The sequence below is a fragment of the Pseudoalteromonas sp. NZS127_1 genome (genome assembly GCF_015864295.1).
In the GTDB taxonomy this organism is placed as follows: Bacteria; Pseudomonadota; Gammaproteobacteria; order Enterobacterales; family Alteromonadaceae; genus Pseudoalteromonas; species Pseudoalteromonas arctica.
Genome location: NZ_JADYXO010000001.1, coordinates 269,917 through 287,008 on the forward strand (window position 1 = coordinate 269,917; position 17,092 = coordinate 287,008).

The 17,092-nt window shown below is 37.8% G+C and carries 17 protein-coding genes and 2 tRNA genes; 15 read left to right on the plus strand and 4 right to left on the minus strand.

The genetic code is table 11. The features are described from left to right. The 4 genes from I6F50_RS01075 to I6F50_RS01090 are packed head-to-tail and all read right to left on the minus strand — an operon-like array spanning position 1 to position 1,691. Positions 1–267, minus strand: coding sequence for a DsrH/TusB family sulfur metabolism protein (locus I6F50_RS01075; RefSeq protein WP_007580209.1), 267 nt, complete (start codon positions 265–267; stop codon positions 1–3). Further along, positions 264–620, minus strand: a complete 357-nt coding sequence (gene tusC, locus I6F50_RS01080) for a sulfurtransferase complex subunit TusC (protein ID WP_007580210.1) — start codon at positions 618–620, stop codon at positions 264–266. The genes I6F50_RS01075 and tusC overlap by 4 nt, the downstream gene beginning before the upstream one ends. Continuing rightward, complete coding sequence (gene tusD, locus I6F50_RS01085) at positions 617–970, minus strand: sulfurtransferase complex subunit TusD (protein WP_165727865.1); 354 nt, start codon at positions 968–970, stop codon at positions 617–619. The genes tusC and tusD overlap by 4 nt, the downstream gene beginning before the upstream one ends. A 55-nt stretch (positions 971–1,025) precedes the next feature. Further along, positions 1,026–1,691, minus strand: a complete 666-nt coding sequence (locus I6F50_RS01090; protein ID WP_007580214.1) for a Bax inhibitor-1/YccA family protein — start codon at positions 1,689–1,691, stop codon at positions 1,026–1,028. 251 nt (positions 1,692–1,942) lie between these two features. Between I6F50_RS01090 and I6F50_RS01095 the strand changes: the two genes are divergently transcribed. The 15 genes from I6F50_RS01095 (at position 1,943) to I6F50_RS01165 (ending at position 17,029) form a co-directional block, all read left to right on the plus strand. Further along, positions 1,943–2,033 (plus strand) — tRNA-Ser (locus I6F50_RS01095). Positions 2,034–2,117: 84 nt separating this feature from the next. Further along, positions 2,118–2,208, plus strand: a tRNA-Ser gene (locus I6F50_RS01100). Between the two features lie 371 nt (positions 2,209–2,579). Beyond that, a complete protein-coding gene (locus I6F50_RS01105) occupies positions 2,580–3,476 on the plus strand; it encodes a LytTR family DNA-binding domain-containing protein (protein WP_231609581.1) in 897 nt (298 codons plus the stop codon). Positions 3,477–3,594: 118 nt separating this feature from the next. Beyond that, complete coding sequence (locus I6F50_RS01110) at positions 3,595–4,407, plus strand: CPBP family intramembrane glutamic endopeptidase (RefSeq protein WP_197159443.1); 813 nt, start codon at positions 3,595–3,597, stop codon at positions 4,405–4,407. Between the two features lie 13 nt (positions 4,408–4,420). Beyond that, positions 4,421–4,666 carry a hypothetical protein gene (locus tag I6F50_RS01115; protein WP_165727867.1) on the plus strand — a complete coding sequence of 82 codons (246 nt, stop codon included), beginning with the start codon at positions 4,421–4,423 and terminating at the stop codon, positions 4,664–4,666. 161 nt (positions 4,667–4,827) lie between these two features. Then, positions 4,828–5,208, plus strand: a complete 381-nt coding sequence (locus I6F50_RS01120; protein ID WP_007586920.1) for a hypothetical protein — start codon at positions 4,828–4,830, stop codon at positions 5,206–5,208. Between the two features lie 128 nt (positions 5,209–5,336). After that, positions 5,337–5,795, plus strand: a complete 459-nt coding sequence (locus I6F50_RS01125) for a GAF domain-containing protein (protein WP_007586917.1) — start codon at positions 5,337–5,339, stop codon at positions 5,793–5,795. Continuing rightward, the gene (locus I6F50_RS01130; protein WP_002961910.1) at positions 5,795–6,073 is read left to right on the plus strand and encodes a hypothetical protein; all 279 of its coding nucleotides are present in this window, start codon (positions 5,795–5,797) and stop codon (positions 6,071–6,073) included. Before I6F50_RS01125 ends, I6F50_RS01130 begins: the two co-directional genes overlap by 1 nt. Before the next feature lie 15 nt (positions 6,074–6,088). Then, on the plus strand, positions 6,089–6,739 hold the full coding sequence (proQ, locus tag I6F50_RS01135) for an RNA chaperone ProQ (RefSeq protein WP_007586916.1): 651 nt from the start codon (positions 6,089–6,091) through the stop codon (positions 6,737–6,739). 26 nt (positions 6,740–6,765) lie between these two features. Continuing rightward, positions 6,766–8,790 (plus strand): carboxy terminal-processing peptidase, encoded by a 2,025-nt coding sequence (gene prc, locus I6F50_RS01140; protein ID WP_197140571.1) that lies wholly within the window; start codon positions 6,766–6,768, stop codon positions 8,788–8,790. 181 nt (positions 8,791–8,971) lie between these two features. After that, positions 8,972–10,435 carry a Na+/H+ antiporter NhaC gene (gene nhaC, locus I6F50_RS01145; RefSeq protein ID WP_007586912.1) on the plus strand — a complete coding sequence of 488 codons (1,464 nt, stop codon included), beginning with the start codon at positions 8,972–8,974 and terminating at the stop codon, positions 10,433–10,435. Positions 10,436–10,482: 47 nt separating this feature from the next. After that, the gene (gene pepN / locus I6F50_RS01150) at positions 10,483–13,077 is read left to right on the plus strand and encodes an aminopeptidase N (RefSeq protein ID WP_197175127.1); all 2,595 of its coding nucleotides are present in this window, start codon (positions 10,483–10,485) and stop codon (positions 13,075–13,077) included. After that, positions 13,078–13,299, plus strand: coding sequence for a DUF2835 family protein (locus I6F50_RS01155; RefSeq protein WP_010552655.1), 222 nt, complete (start codon positions 13,078–13,080; stop codon positions 13,297–13,299). It begins immediately after the preceding gene. Positions 13,300–13,551: 252 nt separating this feature from the next. Further along, positions 13,552–15,651: a DUF1302 domain-containing protein gene (locus tag I6F50_RS01160; protein ID WP_197159441.1), complete on the plus strand. Its 2,100-nt coding sequence runs from the start codon at positions 13,552–13,554 to the stop codon at positions 15,649–15,651. A gap of 13 nt (positions 15,652–15,664) precedes the next feature. Beyond that, the gene (locus tag I6F50_RS01165) at positions 15,665–17,029 is read left to right on the plus strand and encodes a DUF1329 domain-containing protein (protein WP_165727871.1); all 1,365 of its coding nucleotides are present in this window, start codon (positions 15,665–15,667) and stop codon (positions 17,027–17,029) included. Positions 17,030–17,092: the final 63 nt, after the last annotated feature.

Consider the following 17,092-nt stretch of genomic DNA (forward strand, 5'->3'; position numbering starts at 1 on the left):
TTACCACGTAATTGATTGATTAGTTGATAAAGTGAGTGCTACAAAGTCTTCATAGCTAATGGCTTTATCGTTATCTGTTAATTTTATTGCACGTACTTGCGCGTCTTGTTCAAGTATTAACAGTGTATCTGCAAATTGCCTAAATTGTTTTTTTGCAAAGCAGGCATCACCAACAAGTAGCACGTTATCGTCTGATAAAATTAAGTTCTCTAGCTGATTTGCCGAATAATAGTTAAGCGGCTTAGAAAAAATATGTAATGTACTCATAAATTCACCACATGTTGCTGCGCTTTAATTAATGTTTGTTGTTGGCTAAAGTTGAGTGCTTTTGCCTCTATGAGCAAATCATGTTTATTTAAACCATAATCAAGCAATGACTTTTCACACACGTAGATGTTTTCAACATCATAAATTTCGAGTGTTTTAATGTTTTTAAAAAAATCTTTTAATCCAATATTGTTTGGTTGTTGATGCTTTTTTAAAGCCAAAACGGCGGGGCCGCTAAACAACCAACTCACATTTTGGTCAACGGCAGCAAATATCAATGTCATATCAAGTGCATCACGAATATTTAAATCGTCAAATGGACTGCACTGACTCATTACTAATACGTTTATCATTTAAATTGCACCCATTTATCAGCGTCGCTTGCAAGCATTGCAAATTCAGCTAGCCCTGCGACTGCAAATACACCTGTGTTTTTAATATCTAACCCGCGTTTTTCAGCGGCGGTAACACACAGCATTAAATTTAGTTTTTGATCAGCGAGTTGCTGCCAAAGTGCTGAAATTTGTAGTTCGTCTGAGGATAAATCAAAGTGGGTAGATGCATGATAAATACCTTGCTGGTATAAAAAAATAGCATCAATGGTGTGCCCTTGGGCTAAACATGCATTCGCAAACTTAACTAATCTTTGCGTGGTATCGTGATCGGATGGTGGTGTATGTAATGAAAGAACAAAACGTGACAAAACAATTCCAATAAAAAAGCCCCAATTAAGGGGCTATTTTAACAGAACTATTTAATTAGTCATCACTTGCGCCAAGTAGAGCAAGTAAAGACGTAAATAAGTTATATACGCTTAGGTATAAAGACACTGTTGCGCGAATGTAGTTGGTTTCGCCGCCATTAATGATTCGGCTTGTATCGAATAAAATCAAACCAGACATGATCAATACAACTGCCGCATTAAGCACCATAAACATCAGCGAACTGCCAACAAAAATATTAACAATACTAGCTACAATCACAACTATTAAGCCAACCGTTAAAAAGCCACCCATGAATGAGAAGTCTTTTTTAGTGTTCAGTGCATAAGCAGATAAACCAAAAAAGATAAGCGCCGTAGAACCTAACGCTTGCATAATAAGCATTGGGCCATTAGGCATTGCAGCATAATGGTTAAGCAATGGACCTAAGCCTGCCCCCATTAAACCTGTGAAAGCAAACACCCAAAATACACCAGATGCTGTATCTGCTTTTTTATTTACAACAAATAATAAACCGAACGAAACAAGTGTAAATACAATTCCCATAAAGTAAGGCAATTGTAGTGCCATTGAAATACCGGCTGTCACTGCACTGAATGCAAGTGTCATAGCTAGTAAAAAGTAGGTGTTTTTAAGTACCTTGTTTGTTTCAATGGTAGACATTACCGGTTTCGCGGTATTGTACGATTGATTAAACGCCATTGTAGAGCTCCTTTAAGTGAAACGTGTGTGTTTCGATAATTTAACTAAAATTAGATTACCAACTCTTATATGTTTGGGCAAACCTTTGTAGATCAATAGAGTTAAATATTTAAATAAAAGAGTATTGACGGCTAAATTAAAAACACTTTGTTCTAACTTTAGACAAATTAATTGTTTTTTAAGCACTTAAACAATTAATTAAAAAAAAAGCTTCACAAAAGGGATGGGTTTCCCTATTATGCAGGCCGTGCGGAGAGATGGCAGAGTGGTCGAATGCACCGGTCTTGAAAACCGGCATGGGTTTATAGCCCATCTAGGGTTCAAATCCCTATCTCTCCACCACTTATTTAATAAGTGTGTGGTAATTAAAGTATCATTCATTTAAATAGTTAATTAGTACACTCTTACTTTTAACTTAGCAGTATCGGAGAGATGGCAGAGTGGTCGAATGCACCGGTCTTGAAAACCGGCATGGGTTTATAGCCCATCTAGGGTTCAAATCCCTATCTCTCCACCATATAACAAAATAGCCCGCTAATTTAGCGGGCTTTTTTGTGTTTGGAACAAAATCAGTGCACTTATACCAATCCGCAATAATACTTAATCATTTTGCGGGGCTAAACGTGTCGCTCCCTGCGTTAAAAAACTCTCATTTAGAACAACTAAATAGCGAATTTTTTGCCTAGCTATCAACACGTTTTTCCGCCCTCAAAATAGACCACCTAATTAAGCGAATTGGTATTACATGTTTTATCTCTCATTAGTAAAATCTTAAAAGCAGATAGAATTGCTCACACACCACCTTCTGCTGTTAAATAACGTTGATGTTCTCTTCCTTTTTTTGTTTTTAATAAAAATACCATCACAAAAAATTTTAAATGAGTTGGAATGCACATATTAATGTGTGCTATTTTTAAATATTGGTGGATTAAAGGTATGCAAAGTAGGATGTTGTGGCTCAAAGATGATCTAGATTCGAGAAAGTTAGTTGTATATCGTGCCGTCATGTTTTCGTTTATAGCGCTTTTTGTACTTTTTGTATTTCAACCTTTTGGCACTTCAAGCGATACCGAGTCTTACAAGTTTCTGCGGCTTTTTGGCTATGGGTTAGTAACCTTTTGTGCTTTGCTATTGTCAGGTTTCATAGAAATAGTGTTACTTAAGTTTAAGCTAAGTAAATTAAGCCGTTTAATTATTATTCCTATCACATATATTTTAATTACTGCGTTATTCAATCATGGGTATTTTGTGGTTGCTGTACTTGGGTCTTGGCATTGGCAGAATCAATTACTTTTTGTAGGGTATATTTTTTGTATTGGTGTATTTCCTCTTATTTTTTTACTCGTGGTAAATAGGCATGTAATAGATTTAACTAAGCCAAGTACAGTTAGCGTCGATCAAGAGCAGTTGAGAGAAGTTGAATTAAAGACAATTACTCTTAAAGGCGATAATAAAAACGACGAAATTAGCACGGCTCATCACCATATTTTATTTATTAAATCTTCAGACAACTATTGTGAAATAACAATACAGGAAGGAGCTTCAACTTCACGTAAACTATTACGTGTATCTCTTAGCGGTTTATTAAAGCAGCTTCCAGAAAATACAATTATATTACGATGCCACCGTTCTTATGCGGTCAACCTGCAAAACATTCAGCACTACAGTGGTAATGCTGGAGGGTTGCAATTATCGCTGCATACAATTGATATTAAAATACCGGTGTCTCGTTCTTATGTAAAAGTAATAAAAGATGCTTTGTCATTAATCCCAAAAACATGTTAATCCCCCCTAAAACATGGGCTTTATACCTCGTCTTGTAATTGAGACCTAATAAGTCGCTTTGTATTTTTACTATTGCCAAGATTAAGTTGAAATTTACAACTTAACGAGGAAAGTAGATATGAAACACGCTATCAAGGCACTTGTAATAATTTCTATATTTGTATTTTGCCACTATGTAATGAGGCAGTTTTGGGGAGAAGGTTGGTCTAGCTGGTTGTCTGAACTTGATAATCTAACTGGCATTTTATTTACCCCCGCTAAATATACTTTTTTATATGGACCGTTAGTTATTGCGGCTATTATTTTGTTTAAACAAAGTGAGCCTTTTGAATCTATAGGGCTTAATTCTTCTGGTTTTATTAACTATGCACTCGCAGCAATTATTTGTTGTGCTCCTATGGCAATAGGTTATGGATTTTTGAGTGATGAACTTAACCTATCAATACCAGCAATAATCACCGGCTCAGTTTATGCGGGTTTTTTTGAAGAGCTAATTTTTAGGGCTGCATTGTTTGGTGTTTTATTTAAATATTGTAGATGGGGCTTTGTGCCTGCGGCATTAATTAGTTCAGTAATATTTGGCCTGGGTCATATTTATCAAGGTAATGATGCGATTTCTGCATTGATGGCGGTTGCGATCACTACTGTAGCAGGTACATGGTTTGCGTGGCTATATTGTGAATGTGGTTATCGTATTTGGTTTCCTATGTGGATGCATATTTTTATGAATGCAGCTTACGGAATATTTGGTATGTCGGGTGGCGCAGTAGGTGATCTACAAGGTAACTTGTTTAAAGCAACAGCCATTGTGTTAAGTATTGTGTATGTTGAGATGCTAATTCGACGAGGAAAGCAGCGCGAAGTTACATTATCAAAATTATTTCAATGCACTAAAAGTGGCCTTTATACGCAACAAGCTAACTTAAATTGATTGGGAAACGACCATGCTAGAACTATTTATTGTAATAACTATATTTAGCTCACCCTTTGTGATTCTTACTATTACTAAACGTTATTTCACCTATAAAACTACAATAATGGCAGCGCAAGCAAAATTTAAAGGACTGAGTAATAATAAGATAACAAAATTAGAGGAACAAACAGCGATGTTGAACAAAAGATTGGCAGTGCTAGAGGAAATAGTAACATCTCGCCACTTTGAGTTATCAAATAAAATAGCTCAGTTATAAGCACTTTGATAAGTATGAGCCTATTAATTTATTAATAGGCTCATACTGCAATAAGGTTTATTTTTAATCATAAATTACGACCATAGTCTCTATTTCTAAGCTTTAGATCTTGGTGCATGCTTAATACATTAAAATTTATACTCTGTATTAAGGATTATTAGATGAAACATCAACTCGCAAAAAGTGTCGCGCTTTCATTATTGTCCCCGGTAATTATTGGTAGCTTGTTAGGATTGTATTATGCACTAACGCTACAGGGTGATTTCTTATCCGTATTTTTTCAACTATTGATGACTGCTATCTCAAATGCACATATTGTAGGCTTAACGATGGCGGCCTTTGTTGTGCCAGGGTATTTACTAATGTTTAAGTATTCTAAAGTTAATTATTCAGGTGTATTAACGCTTGGTTTGTTAGGTGGCGCTATATTTAGTTACTTATTAAGTGCCTCAACTGGCGAGATATTTTTGATTAATAGTGTTATGTCAGCATTTGCAGCCGGACTGTTTTTATTTGGTCTTCGCAAATCGGTAAAAAAATAATCGTAGCATTATTAACCAAGCACGCTGATAAACGGTGTGATTTCCTTTTTTTTACCTCCAAAAGGTTCCAATTTTTCACGACAAAGAGTACCTTTAGCTACTGTATGTTTAATAAGAAGTAGTTTGGTATGCAAAAGCACGATTTTTACCAGTCATTAGTTAAGCAAACTGAATCGCTGATAGCTGGTGAATCTAATGTAATTGCCAATTTGGCAAACATAAGCGCGCTGTTATTTACCTCTTTAGAAGATGTAAATTGGGCGGGCTTTTACTTTATGGATTCTCCTACTGAATTAGTACTTGGTCCGTTTCAAGGTAATCCTGCATGCATCCGTATTCCCGTTGGGAAAGGGGTATGTGGAACAGCTGCGGCAACCGCTGAAACACAATTAATTGAAGATGTTCACGCTTTTGACGGGCATATAGCCTGCGATGCAGCGTCTAACTCTGAAGTGGTTGTACCTATCATGAAACATGGTAAAGTATTCGCAGTACTAGACATTGATAGTCCAAGTATTGGCCGATTTGATGCTGATGATAAAGCTGGCCTTGAAGCATTAGTGAAATGCTTAGAGGCGAGCCTGTAATGAAAGATTTGCTAAATGTTCAAGACTACCTATTTGCTGTGCAAGATGTTGGCGACTGGGAAGGCGAAGAAGAGCATGTAGCGGAAACGCTCAATGATTTAATTCATATTGCATGGGATCGTCTTCCAGATGATTCAGAATGTGAATTTATTGATGAAACAATTAATGGTATTTGGGAACACCTTCGGGGTGATATGGCTGTAATAGAAGCCGATTTCGAAGAGTTGGTCGACTGGGTAACACACTACGTCGATTCGTCCCTTGATGAAAAGATGTGAAAAATAGGTTCTAAAATGGAAACCACAAACAAGCTAAAAGATATTAATGAAGTGTTGGAATTTTTATATCAAGAATTCCCACAATGTTTTAAACAAAAAGATGGCATCAAGCCGCTTAAAGTAGGTATTTTTAAAGATATTGCTGAGCGTATTGAAGGGTCTGAAAAAGTAAGTAAGACTCAAGTTCGTCAAGCGCTTAGAAAATACACGTCTAATTGGCGTTATTTAGAAGCTGTGACAAAGTCAGAGTTTCGTATTGATCTTGATGGTAATCAAGGTGAAAAAGTTGAGCAAGAGCATATCGACCATGCACAAAAAGCATTGGAAGAAAGCCGTGCTAAAATGGCAAAACGCAAAAAACAACAGCGTCCTCGCCAAGATTCTGATTCTAAATCTTTCAAGAAAAAACCAGCTCATGCTAGCAAAGCAGGCGATAAAAACGCACCTGCAGCTAACAAACCTGCTAAAGCAGCGCCAGTTAAACGTTCAGGAAAAATTGAACCTTTACCAGCAACTGAGGTCAAGGTTAATAATAAGGTTAAGGTTAAACTTGGCCAAGCACTTGTAAATGCAGTAATCACTGAAGTGAACAAAGATGACGTTCATGTTGAATTAGTGACTGGTATGCAAGTTAAAACCAAAGCTGACAGCTTATACATCGTTTAAGTTGTAAATAAATTAAGGAGTTGTGTATGAGTAAAAAGTTTACGCTCATTCCGTTAGTTGCTGCCCTGTTTTCAGGTTCATTATTTGCTGCTGTAGAAGCCGTTACAATTGACGATTTACCCCAGCTTAAGCAAGAGAGTCAACATGGTACTGCTAGCAAACGAGTGGCTAGCTTATTTGCTCGTTCACACTATACACCGGTTCGATTTAACGATGAGCTTTCTAGTAAAGTGTACGATCGTTATATCGAATCCCTTGATTTTAATAAAAGCGTTTTCTTAGCCAGCGATATTGCTTCTTTTGAGCAATATCGTGATGACTTTGATAACGCTATTACTACCGGTAAATTAGACTTTACGTTTGATATTTTTAACTTAAGTCTTAAACGCCGTTTTGAACGTTACGAGTATTCACTTACTTTACTTGAAAAAGAAATGACGTTTGATAAAGAAGATGAATACTTTTTTGATCGTGAAGATTCAGCATGGCCTTTGTCACAAGCTGAGCTTGATGAAATTTGGCGTGAGCGTGTAAAGTACGACGCACTGCGTTTAAAAATGACGGGTAAAGATTGGGAAGGCATTAAAGAAGTGCTGACCAAACGCTATAAAAATGCAGAAAAACGTTTAGTACAATCTAATTCAGAAGATGCTTTTCAAATTGTTATGAATTCGCTAGCACGTAGTATTGAGGCGCATACGTCTTATTTATCGCCACGTCGTGCAGAGCAATTCAAAATGGATATGGACTTAGAGCTTGAGGGCATTGGTGCCGTACTAAGCCCAGATGAAGACTACACTGTTATTCGCAGCTTAGTGCCGGGAGGCCCTGCAGATAAAACAGATCAAATTAAAGCTGATGACCGCATTATTGGTGTTGCCCAAGATGGCGAAGAATTTGTAGACGTAATTGGCTGGCGTTTAGATGACGTAGTTGATTTAATTAAAGGTCCTAAAGGGACTAAAGTACGTCTACAGTATTTAAAAGGTGTTGACGCTCACGGCGCACCTAAAGTTGTTGAAATCACGCGTGATAAAATTCGACTTGAAGATAGAGCGGCTAAATCAGAAGTATTTGAAGCAAAATACTCTGATTTAACAAGTAAAGTTGGCGTGATTGAAATTCCAGGCTTTTACAATAATCTTTCGAAAGATGTAAAAGTTGAGCTGGCTAAGCTTAAAGAAGAAAAAGTTGATGGTATTATTATCGACTTACGCCAAAATGGTGGTGGTTCTTTATATGAAGCAACACAACTGTCTGGTTTGTTTTTTGACCAAGGTCCAGTTGTTCAAATTCATACCTTAAATAACCGTATTGAAGAGCAAAAAGATCGCGATGGTATAACTTATTACGATGGTCCTTTAACTGTTTTAGTTGACCGTTACAGTGCCTCTGCTTCTGAAATATTTGCAGCAGCTATGCAAGATTACGGCCGTGCGGTTATTATTGGCGAGCAGACTTTTGGTAAAGGTACTGTACAGCAGCACAAAGGCTTAGGCCGCGCTTACGATTTATACGATAATGCGCTGGGTAGCGTACAGTATACGATTGCTAAGTTTTATCGTATTAACGGTGGTAGTACGCAACATAAAGGTGTGATCCCTGATATTTCGTTTCCATCAGCAATTGATCCTGCAGAGTGGGGCGAAAGTAAGCAAGATAATGCACTTCCTTGGGACAGCATTGTTAAAGCGAAATACAAAAAATTAGGTAATTTAACACCTATTATTACGTATCTTGAGAAACAACACGAAGTACGAATTAAATCAGAACCAGAATTTGGTTATGTATTTAATGACATTACCTTATACAACGAAGAGAAAGACCGTAAAACTATCTCTTTAGTTGAAGCAGACCGTATTAAAGAAAAAGATGAAGGTGAAGCACGTGCACTTGTACGTACTAACGAGCGTCTTAAGCGTTTAGGTAAAGATCCGGTAGAAAACTTAGACGATTTACCTGAAGTAATTGAAGAGCTTGACCCATTTTTGGAAGAAGCTGCATTAATTACTCAAGATTATATTAATTATGGTCGTATAGCTAAGAAGTAACAACTGGTTTTACCTCTATAAAAAAGGCGCATTAGCGCCTTTTTTACTACCTAAAATTTACTAAATTGTTATAATATTTGATTACATAAAGTTGAGCTAGAACAATCATGCTCAATTAATGCGCTTTACGTGCTAAAAATAATAATTAAACACACAGTAAGTGTGTCTAGGAGTCTCTACTTTGAAGCTATTGGATGACAAACCAATCAAGCCCGCCTCGTTTTTTGATGCATTAATTCCTATCTCTGTATTAATTTGTTTACTTGGTGCTGCCGTTTACTTATTTGGTGATAACTCTTCATCAGGCCCTAACCAAATTGCACTTTTATTTGCTACTTTTGCAGCGGCTTTAATTGGGCTTAAAAACGGTTATACATGGAAAAAATTAGAACAAGCTATGATCGAAGGTATAACGCTTTCACTTGGCGCTATCCTAATTTTACTTATGGTAGGTGCGTTAATTGGCACTTGGCTACTTTCTGGAACTGTACCAACTTTAATTTATTATGGCTTGCAAGTTATAAACCCAAGTTGGTTTTATGCAGCGAGTTGTTTAATTTGTGGCATTGTAGCTATGAGTATAGGTAGTTCTTGGACTACTGCCGCTACGATAGGTGTTGCTTTATTAGGCGTTGCAACGGGTCTTGGACTTGAACAAACAGTTACAGCAGGCGCTGTTATATCTGGCGCGTACTTTGGTGATAAGTTAAGCCCGCTGTCTGAAACAACCAATTTAGCGCCAGCAGTTGTAGGCGCTGATTTATTTGAGCATATTCAACATATGCTGTGGACGACAGTACCAAGTTTTGTAATTGCGCTGATTATATTTATATTCATGGGCTTTAACGCAACTGCTTCAAGCGAAGCGGGGCGCATTGATGAAATAACGGCTATTTTACAGCAAAACTTTAATATTGGTTTTGAAATGCTAATCCCGCTAATTGTACTTTTAGTTTTAGCGATTAAAAAAATGCCAGCCTTTCCTGCTATCTCTATCGGTGCTGTTGTGGGCGCTGTTTGGGCCATGTTGTTTCAATCTGATTTAATTGCTAGTCAAATTGATGTTTCTCAAGGGCAGTTAGTTGGCTATTTTAAGCTTGTTTGGACGACGTTTTTTGATGGTTTTAGCATAAGTACAGGCGATGACAAAATGGACTCCCTACTCAGTGGTGGCGGTATGTCTGGAATGCTTACAACCACATGGCTTATTATGACTGCACTGATGTTTGGTGCCATTATGGAAAAAACAGGCCTTTTGGATATTTTTGTTAAAAGCATACTTAAAATAGCTAAAAGTACGGGATCGTTAATTGCGGCAACAATAGCAACGTGTATTGGTACTAACGTGATAGCGGCCGATCAATATATTGCAATTGTTGTACCTGGTCGTATGTTTAAAGATGAATATGAAAAACGTGGTTTGAAGCCTGTTAACTTATCTCGTACATTGGAAGATGGCGGTACAATTACCAGCCCACTAATTCCATGGAACACGTGTGGCGCATATATGCAAAGCGTTTTACTAATAAATCCTTTTGATTATGCACTCTACGCTTTCTTTAACTTAATTAACCCTGTTTTAGCGGTGGTTTATGCCTACTTGGGCATTAAAATTTTACGTATTAAGCCAAAACAATCCGCCTAATTTTAAACAGCTCCTTTTAACTTAAAAGGAGCTGTTTTGGAGTATCTATGACTGAATCAAGTAAACCTCAAGCACAATATCTTAAAGACTATAAAGCTCCTGATTTTTTAATTGACCACACAGAGCTAACCTTTGACTTACAGCCATTATCAACCAAAGTAAGCTCTTTGCTAACGCTTACGCGTGTTGGTGATAAAAAAGCACCTTTAGTGCTTGATGGTATTGATTTACGCTTACTGTCTTTATCTATTGATACGGTTGATATAACTGATTATGAAATTATTGGCGAGCAGCTAATAATTAATAACCTACCGGATAGTTGTCAATTAAGTATTGTGACCGAGATATCGCCTGAGACGAATACTTCTTTAGAGGGTTTGTATTTATCTGGCGGTGCGTATTGTACACAGTGTGAAGCGCAGGGTTTTAGAAAGATCACCTATTACATGGATCGCCCTGATGTACTTGCCACGTTTGATGTAACTATTATTGCCGATAAAAAGTATCTACAACTTCTTTCTAATGGTAATCAAGTAGACAGTGGTGAAACACAAGATGGTCGTCATTTTGTTAAATGGCAAGACCCATTTAAAAAGCCGAGCTATTTATTTGCACTTGTAGCTGGCGATTTTGATGTTTTAAAAGATACGTACACGACTAAAAGCGGCAAAGATGTAGAATTAGCATTGTTTGTTGATAAAGGTAATTTATCTAAAACACCCCATGCTATTGCCTCACTCAAAAAGGCAATGCAGTGGGATGAAGAACGCTTTAATTTAGAGTATGACCTTGATATTTATATGATTGTAGCCGTCGATTTTTTCAACATGGGCGCGATGGAAAATAAAGGGCTAAACGTTTTTAACAGTAAATGCGTATTAGCTAATCAAGAAACAGCCACAGATAAAGACTACCATACGATTGAATCCATTGTAGGGCATGAGTACTTTCATAACTGGACAGGTAACCGAGTTACTTGTAGAGATTGGTTTCAGTTATCGCTAAAAGAAGGGTTAACTGTATTTAGAGACCAAGAGTTCAGTAGTGATTTAGGCTCTCGTGCACTTAACCGAATTGATGCGGTCAAAGTTATGCGTACGCATCAGTTTAGCGAAGATGCAGGCCCTATGGCTCACCCAATTCGCCCTGAGAAAGTTATTGAAATGAATAACTTTTATACAGTAACTGTATACGATAAAGGTGCTGAAGTTATCCGTATGATGCACACATTACTGGGTGAAACTAATTTTCAAAAAGGGATGACGCTTTACTTTGAGCGCCACGATGGGCAAGCAGTTACATGTGATGACTTTGTAAGTGCGATGAGCGATGCATCAGGTGTTGATTTAGAGCAATTTAAACAATGGTACAGCCAATCAGGTACACCGCGTTTAAATGCAATTCAAGAATTTGATAGCAGCTCAAATACATACACTTTGACAATCGAGCAAACAGCGCCAGCTAATCAGCCAGAGAATAAAAAGCTTCATATACCTTTTGCTATTGAACTACTTGATGCCAATGGACAAAGTATTGCTCTGCAATATAAAGGTAAAAAGCTAGATCATGTACTCGATGTAACTAATGCGACTCAAATATTTAGCTTTGATAATATTTTAGAAAAGCCTGTTGCGGTTTTGCTAGAAGACTTTTCTGCACCTTGTATTTTAAACCAGCAAACAACAGAGCCCGAACTATTGCATATTATGCGTTTTGCGCGCAGTGATTTTTCACGTTGGGATGCACAACAGCGGCTATTCATTAAGGCGATTAAATCTCAAATCACCGATGCAACGAATAGCGTATTAAGCAGCGAAATTATAAATGCGCTACGTGTACTTATAAACACCAAAGAGGGCGATTTAGCTTTAATTGCAGAGCTGTTTAAATTGCCGAGTTTTGACACGTTAGCTGCTGAATTTGATGTAATACCTGTAGATGACATTATTGAAATAACAGAAAAGTTTGAGCAACAAATTGCTGATGAACTTGCTGATGAGCTTCTTAGTTGTTACGAATCTCTTGAAGATGATGGCAGTATAAGTGCAAGCGCTGTTGCGAATCGTGCTTTAAAGCAAATATGTCTGCACTACCTTGCTAAAACACAAAGTCCAGAAGCTGTAACCTTTATTAAAGAAGCTGCAAGCTCGACTAATATGACTAATGTACTTGGTGCCCTTAGCGCTGTGGTAAAAGCTTCACACCCTGTTAGAGATGAGCTTTTGAGTCATTTTGATAGTCAGTGGCGTCATGATGTTTTAGTCATGGATAAGTGGTTTGCACTGCAAGCTATGCAATCAGGCAGTACTGCTATAGATGATATTAAGGCACTTTACGAACACCCGTGTTTTGATTTTTCAAATCCTAACCGTGTACGTGCACTTGTAGGAAGTTTTAGCCACTTTAATACAGCACAATTTCATCGAGCAGATGCTCAAGGCTATGCGTTATTAGGTGATTTATTAATAAAACTTAATGCAATTAATCCACAAAATGCATCGCGTATGCTAACACCGTTTATGTCGTGGAAGCGTTACGATGATGTACGCTCACAAGCAATGAAACTGCAATTACAGCGCTTAGCCAATTTAGATGGCCTAAGTGCTGACTTGTATGAAAAGGTTGAAAAAGCGCTCGCATAAATGATTGAGTATTATTTTACCTTAAGATTGAGCTATAACGAGTGCATGGATTACTACCATGGCCGTTTTAGCTCTTTACAAGTTGTAGAGGATGGCGGTAAAACAATTCGTTTTGCTGCTACGCATTTGAGGCCCTTCATTTCGAGCTTGGGTGTACGTGGCCGTTTTAGACTCTTATTAACCCCCGAAAACAAGTTCATCCGCCTAGAGCGAGTGGCCTGACACTCGGTTTTTATGTTATATATACATAAAAATATTGTATTTTTGTTAATTTCAATTTGTCCTATTGTTAAATTACGTGTATAAATTATCTGGTACGACGTCTTACCAATACGTAAGCGTTAACCAGAATAAGAAGTATATGACAGATTAGAGCGAGTATTTGTAATTTTACTGATTCGCTTCTATCGTTATGATTACACTAAAAACAATAACTTGATCACACAAAATGACCCGCGACAGGGGGGAACCAAAATGATAAGAAGATCGCTTTTTGTTAAAAATAGAATCGCTATAGGTTTAGCAGCCGCTAGTTTAGGTTTATCTGCAGCAAGTACTCAAGCTGTAACATTTGAAGCTGGAGGTTTTGATATTACCTTCGATTCAACCTTTTCATATGGGCAAAGTGTTCGTGCAGAAGACAGAGACTTTAACCTAATTGGCAAAAGTAATAACCCAGCATTTGATTGGACAGGATACAACCCAGCGCTAAGTAATACTATTTACTCATCACAAGATGTATGGGCACAACCGGGCTCTTACTCAAACAATGGTGATGCGGGTAATTTAAATTTTGATAGTGGTGACTCCTTCTCAAAACTATTGAAGGGCACACACGACCTTTCAATAAATAAAGATAACTACGGTTTGTTCACTCGCTTCATGTATTTTTATGACTTTGCGTTGATGGATGGCAATCATGCATATTCAAATCCTACATCAGGGCAGGGTGTTGATCCATGTGACGATAAAGACACCAAAGCACAAAGTTGTGCCGACATACGTTTATTAGACGCGTTTGTATGGGCCGATTTTGATTTAAATGATGGTAATAACCCTTTATCTGTCCGTTTAGGCCAGCAAGTAGTTAACTGGGGTGAAAGTACGCTTATATCTCATGGTATTAACGTAAACCCAGTTGATATAGATCGATTAAAAGCACCTGGCGCTGAGCTAAAAGAAGCATTTATACCAATCGGTATGCTTTGGGCATCGCTCGGAATTACTGAGAATATTACGCTTGAAGGTTTCTACCAATATCAATGGCAAGAAACACGTTTACCAGCAGCAGGTACATACTTTTCTACTAATGACTTTGCAGCAGAAAATGGTTATCAGCAGAATGTTCAATTAGGCTTTACGTCTAATCCTGATATTGATGTTGCTTTTTTAACGGATAGTTTAAATAACCTAACATCTGATTTTGCATTAGCAGCAGCTGCTCAAGGTATTGATCCTTCAAGTGCTGAAGGAAGCGCTTTATTAGCCCAAATGTATCTTGCTTACCCAACTAAGGTTGCTTTAAAAGGCAAAGGGGATAATGGTAAAACAGAACCTGAAGATGGCGGCCAGTACGGTTTACGTTTAGGTATATTTTTACCTGAATTTAATGATACTGAAATTGCGTTATACCACGTGAACTACCACAGTCGTCGTCCGCTTATATCTGGTCGTGTATCAAACTTTTCGCAGGCAGCAATTGCTCAAGATTTAGCGATGATCATGACAACAGAAATTACGTCAGATAATGTTGCTGATTTAACCGCTTTTTCTAAAGCTGAAAACGACTACCCAGAAGATATTAAACTATATGGTTTAAGTTTTAACACAACTATTGGTGAAACAGCCTTTGCGGGTGAGTTTGCGTTTCGTCAAGATGAACCACTGCAAATTGATGACGTAGAGTTACTTTATACAGCTATGCCTGAGCAGTTAGCTCTTGCAGGTCTTCGTCCTGATTTTGCAGGTATTTCGCAAATGAGTTTTGGCGATGATATTAGTTCTGTTGGTGCGGGTGAAGTTGCTCAAGGCTATATTGAACGTGATACATCACAAATTCAATTCACGGCTACTCACTTATTTGGACCTTCATTAGGTGCTGATAGTTGGGCTGTAGTTGGTGAAGTGGGTGCAGTAAAAATTCATAACATGCCAGAATATGACGAAATGCGTTTAAATGTATCCGGTACTGGCCGTAGTGGCACAATTACAGGCCCAGGTACTACTGATTATTCAACATTGCAACTTGGTTTATCAAATGGCGCTGAAGAAAAATCATTCGCCACAGCATCTTCTTGGGGTTACCGCTTAATTGCTAAAGGTGATTATTTTAACCTTTACAAAGGTATTAACTTCTCTCCACGTTTTGTATTTTCTCATGACGTAAATGGTAATACACCAGACCCTATGTTCTTATTTATCGAAGACCGTAAATCTTTGGGTGCAACCATGAACTTTAACTACCAAAATGCGTGGTCACTTGATGTGAGCTATAACTCGTTTTGGGGCGGCGGCGATATTAATACTTTCTCAGATCGCGATTACGTTTCTTTTAACTTAAAATATTCTATTTAGGGGTAACATTATTATGATTAAAAAACCTACCCTCATCGCTACAGCTTTTTGTAGCTTGTTTGCAAGCAGCGCAGCTTTAGCTAAATTAAACGCTGATGAAGTTGCTCAATTAGGTCAAAACTTAACGCCAATGGGCGCAGAAAAAGCAGCTAATGCTGATGGCTCTATTCCAGCATGGAATAATGGCATTACTTCTGCACCAGCAGGTTATGAAGCTGGTATGCATCACCTTGACCCATTTACAGCTGATAAAGTGCTTTTCACTATTGATAAAAGTAATATTGAAAAGTACAAAGCCAATTTAAGTCCGGGTCAAATTGCTTTATTTGAAGCATACCCAGACACATTTAAAATGCCTGTGTATGAAACTCACCGTTCTGCGTCTTACCCTCAGTTTGTGTATGATGCGACTAAAAAGTTTGCACCGACTGCTGAATTAATTGAAGGCGGTAACGGTATTAAAAATACGGCGATTGGTATTCCTTTCCCTATTCCTAAAACGGGTTTAGAGGCAATTTGGAATCATTTATTACGTTACCGTGGCCAGTCTATTGAGCGTTTTGGTGGTCAAGCTGCACCAACTGCATCTGGTTCTTATAACTATGTTGGCTTTGATGAGCAGTTATTAGTTAAGTACTCAGACCCTAGTGCAACACCAGCAGAGCTACAAGACTCAAATATTTTGTTTAAGTTTAAACAAAGCGTTACAGAACCAGCTCGTTTAGCGGGTACTGCATTATTAGTTCATGAAACAATGGATCAAATATTAACGCCGCGCCAAGCATGGACTTATAACTCGGGGCAACGTCGTGTTCGTCGTGCACCTAATGTTGCATATGATGCACCAGGCACAGCTGCAGATAGCCTGCGTACTACCGATGATTTTGATATGTTTAATGGCTCGCCAAATCGTTACAACTGGACACTAAAAGGCAAGCAAGAGTTATATATACCTTACAACAGCTATAAACTTCATAGTGATAAGCTAGAGTACGATGATATTTTAATGCCTGGCCATATTAACCCAGAACATACACGTTACGAAAAACACCGTGTTTGGGTTGTTGAAGCTAACTTAAAAGATGATACACGTCATATCTATAAAAAACGTGTGTTTTACATCGATGAAGATAGCTGGCAAGTACAGGTTACTGATATTTATGATAACCGCGACCAACTTTATCGTGTAGCAATGGCTTATGGCCTTAACTACTACGAAGTACCTACACAGTGGAGTACGCTTGAGGTTTATCATGATTTGAATTCTCGTCGTTATTTAGCAATTGGTTTAGATAACCAAGAAAAAATGTACGATTTTTCACAGTCATTTAACGATAACGAATTTACTTCAAGCGCTTTACGTCGCGCAGGTAGATAGTATTAAACTAGGCATTTAACAATTTGTTAAGTGCCTTTTCCTTTCTCATCGCGTTTGTCTTAC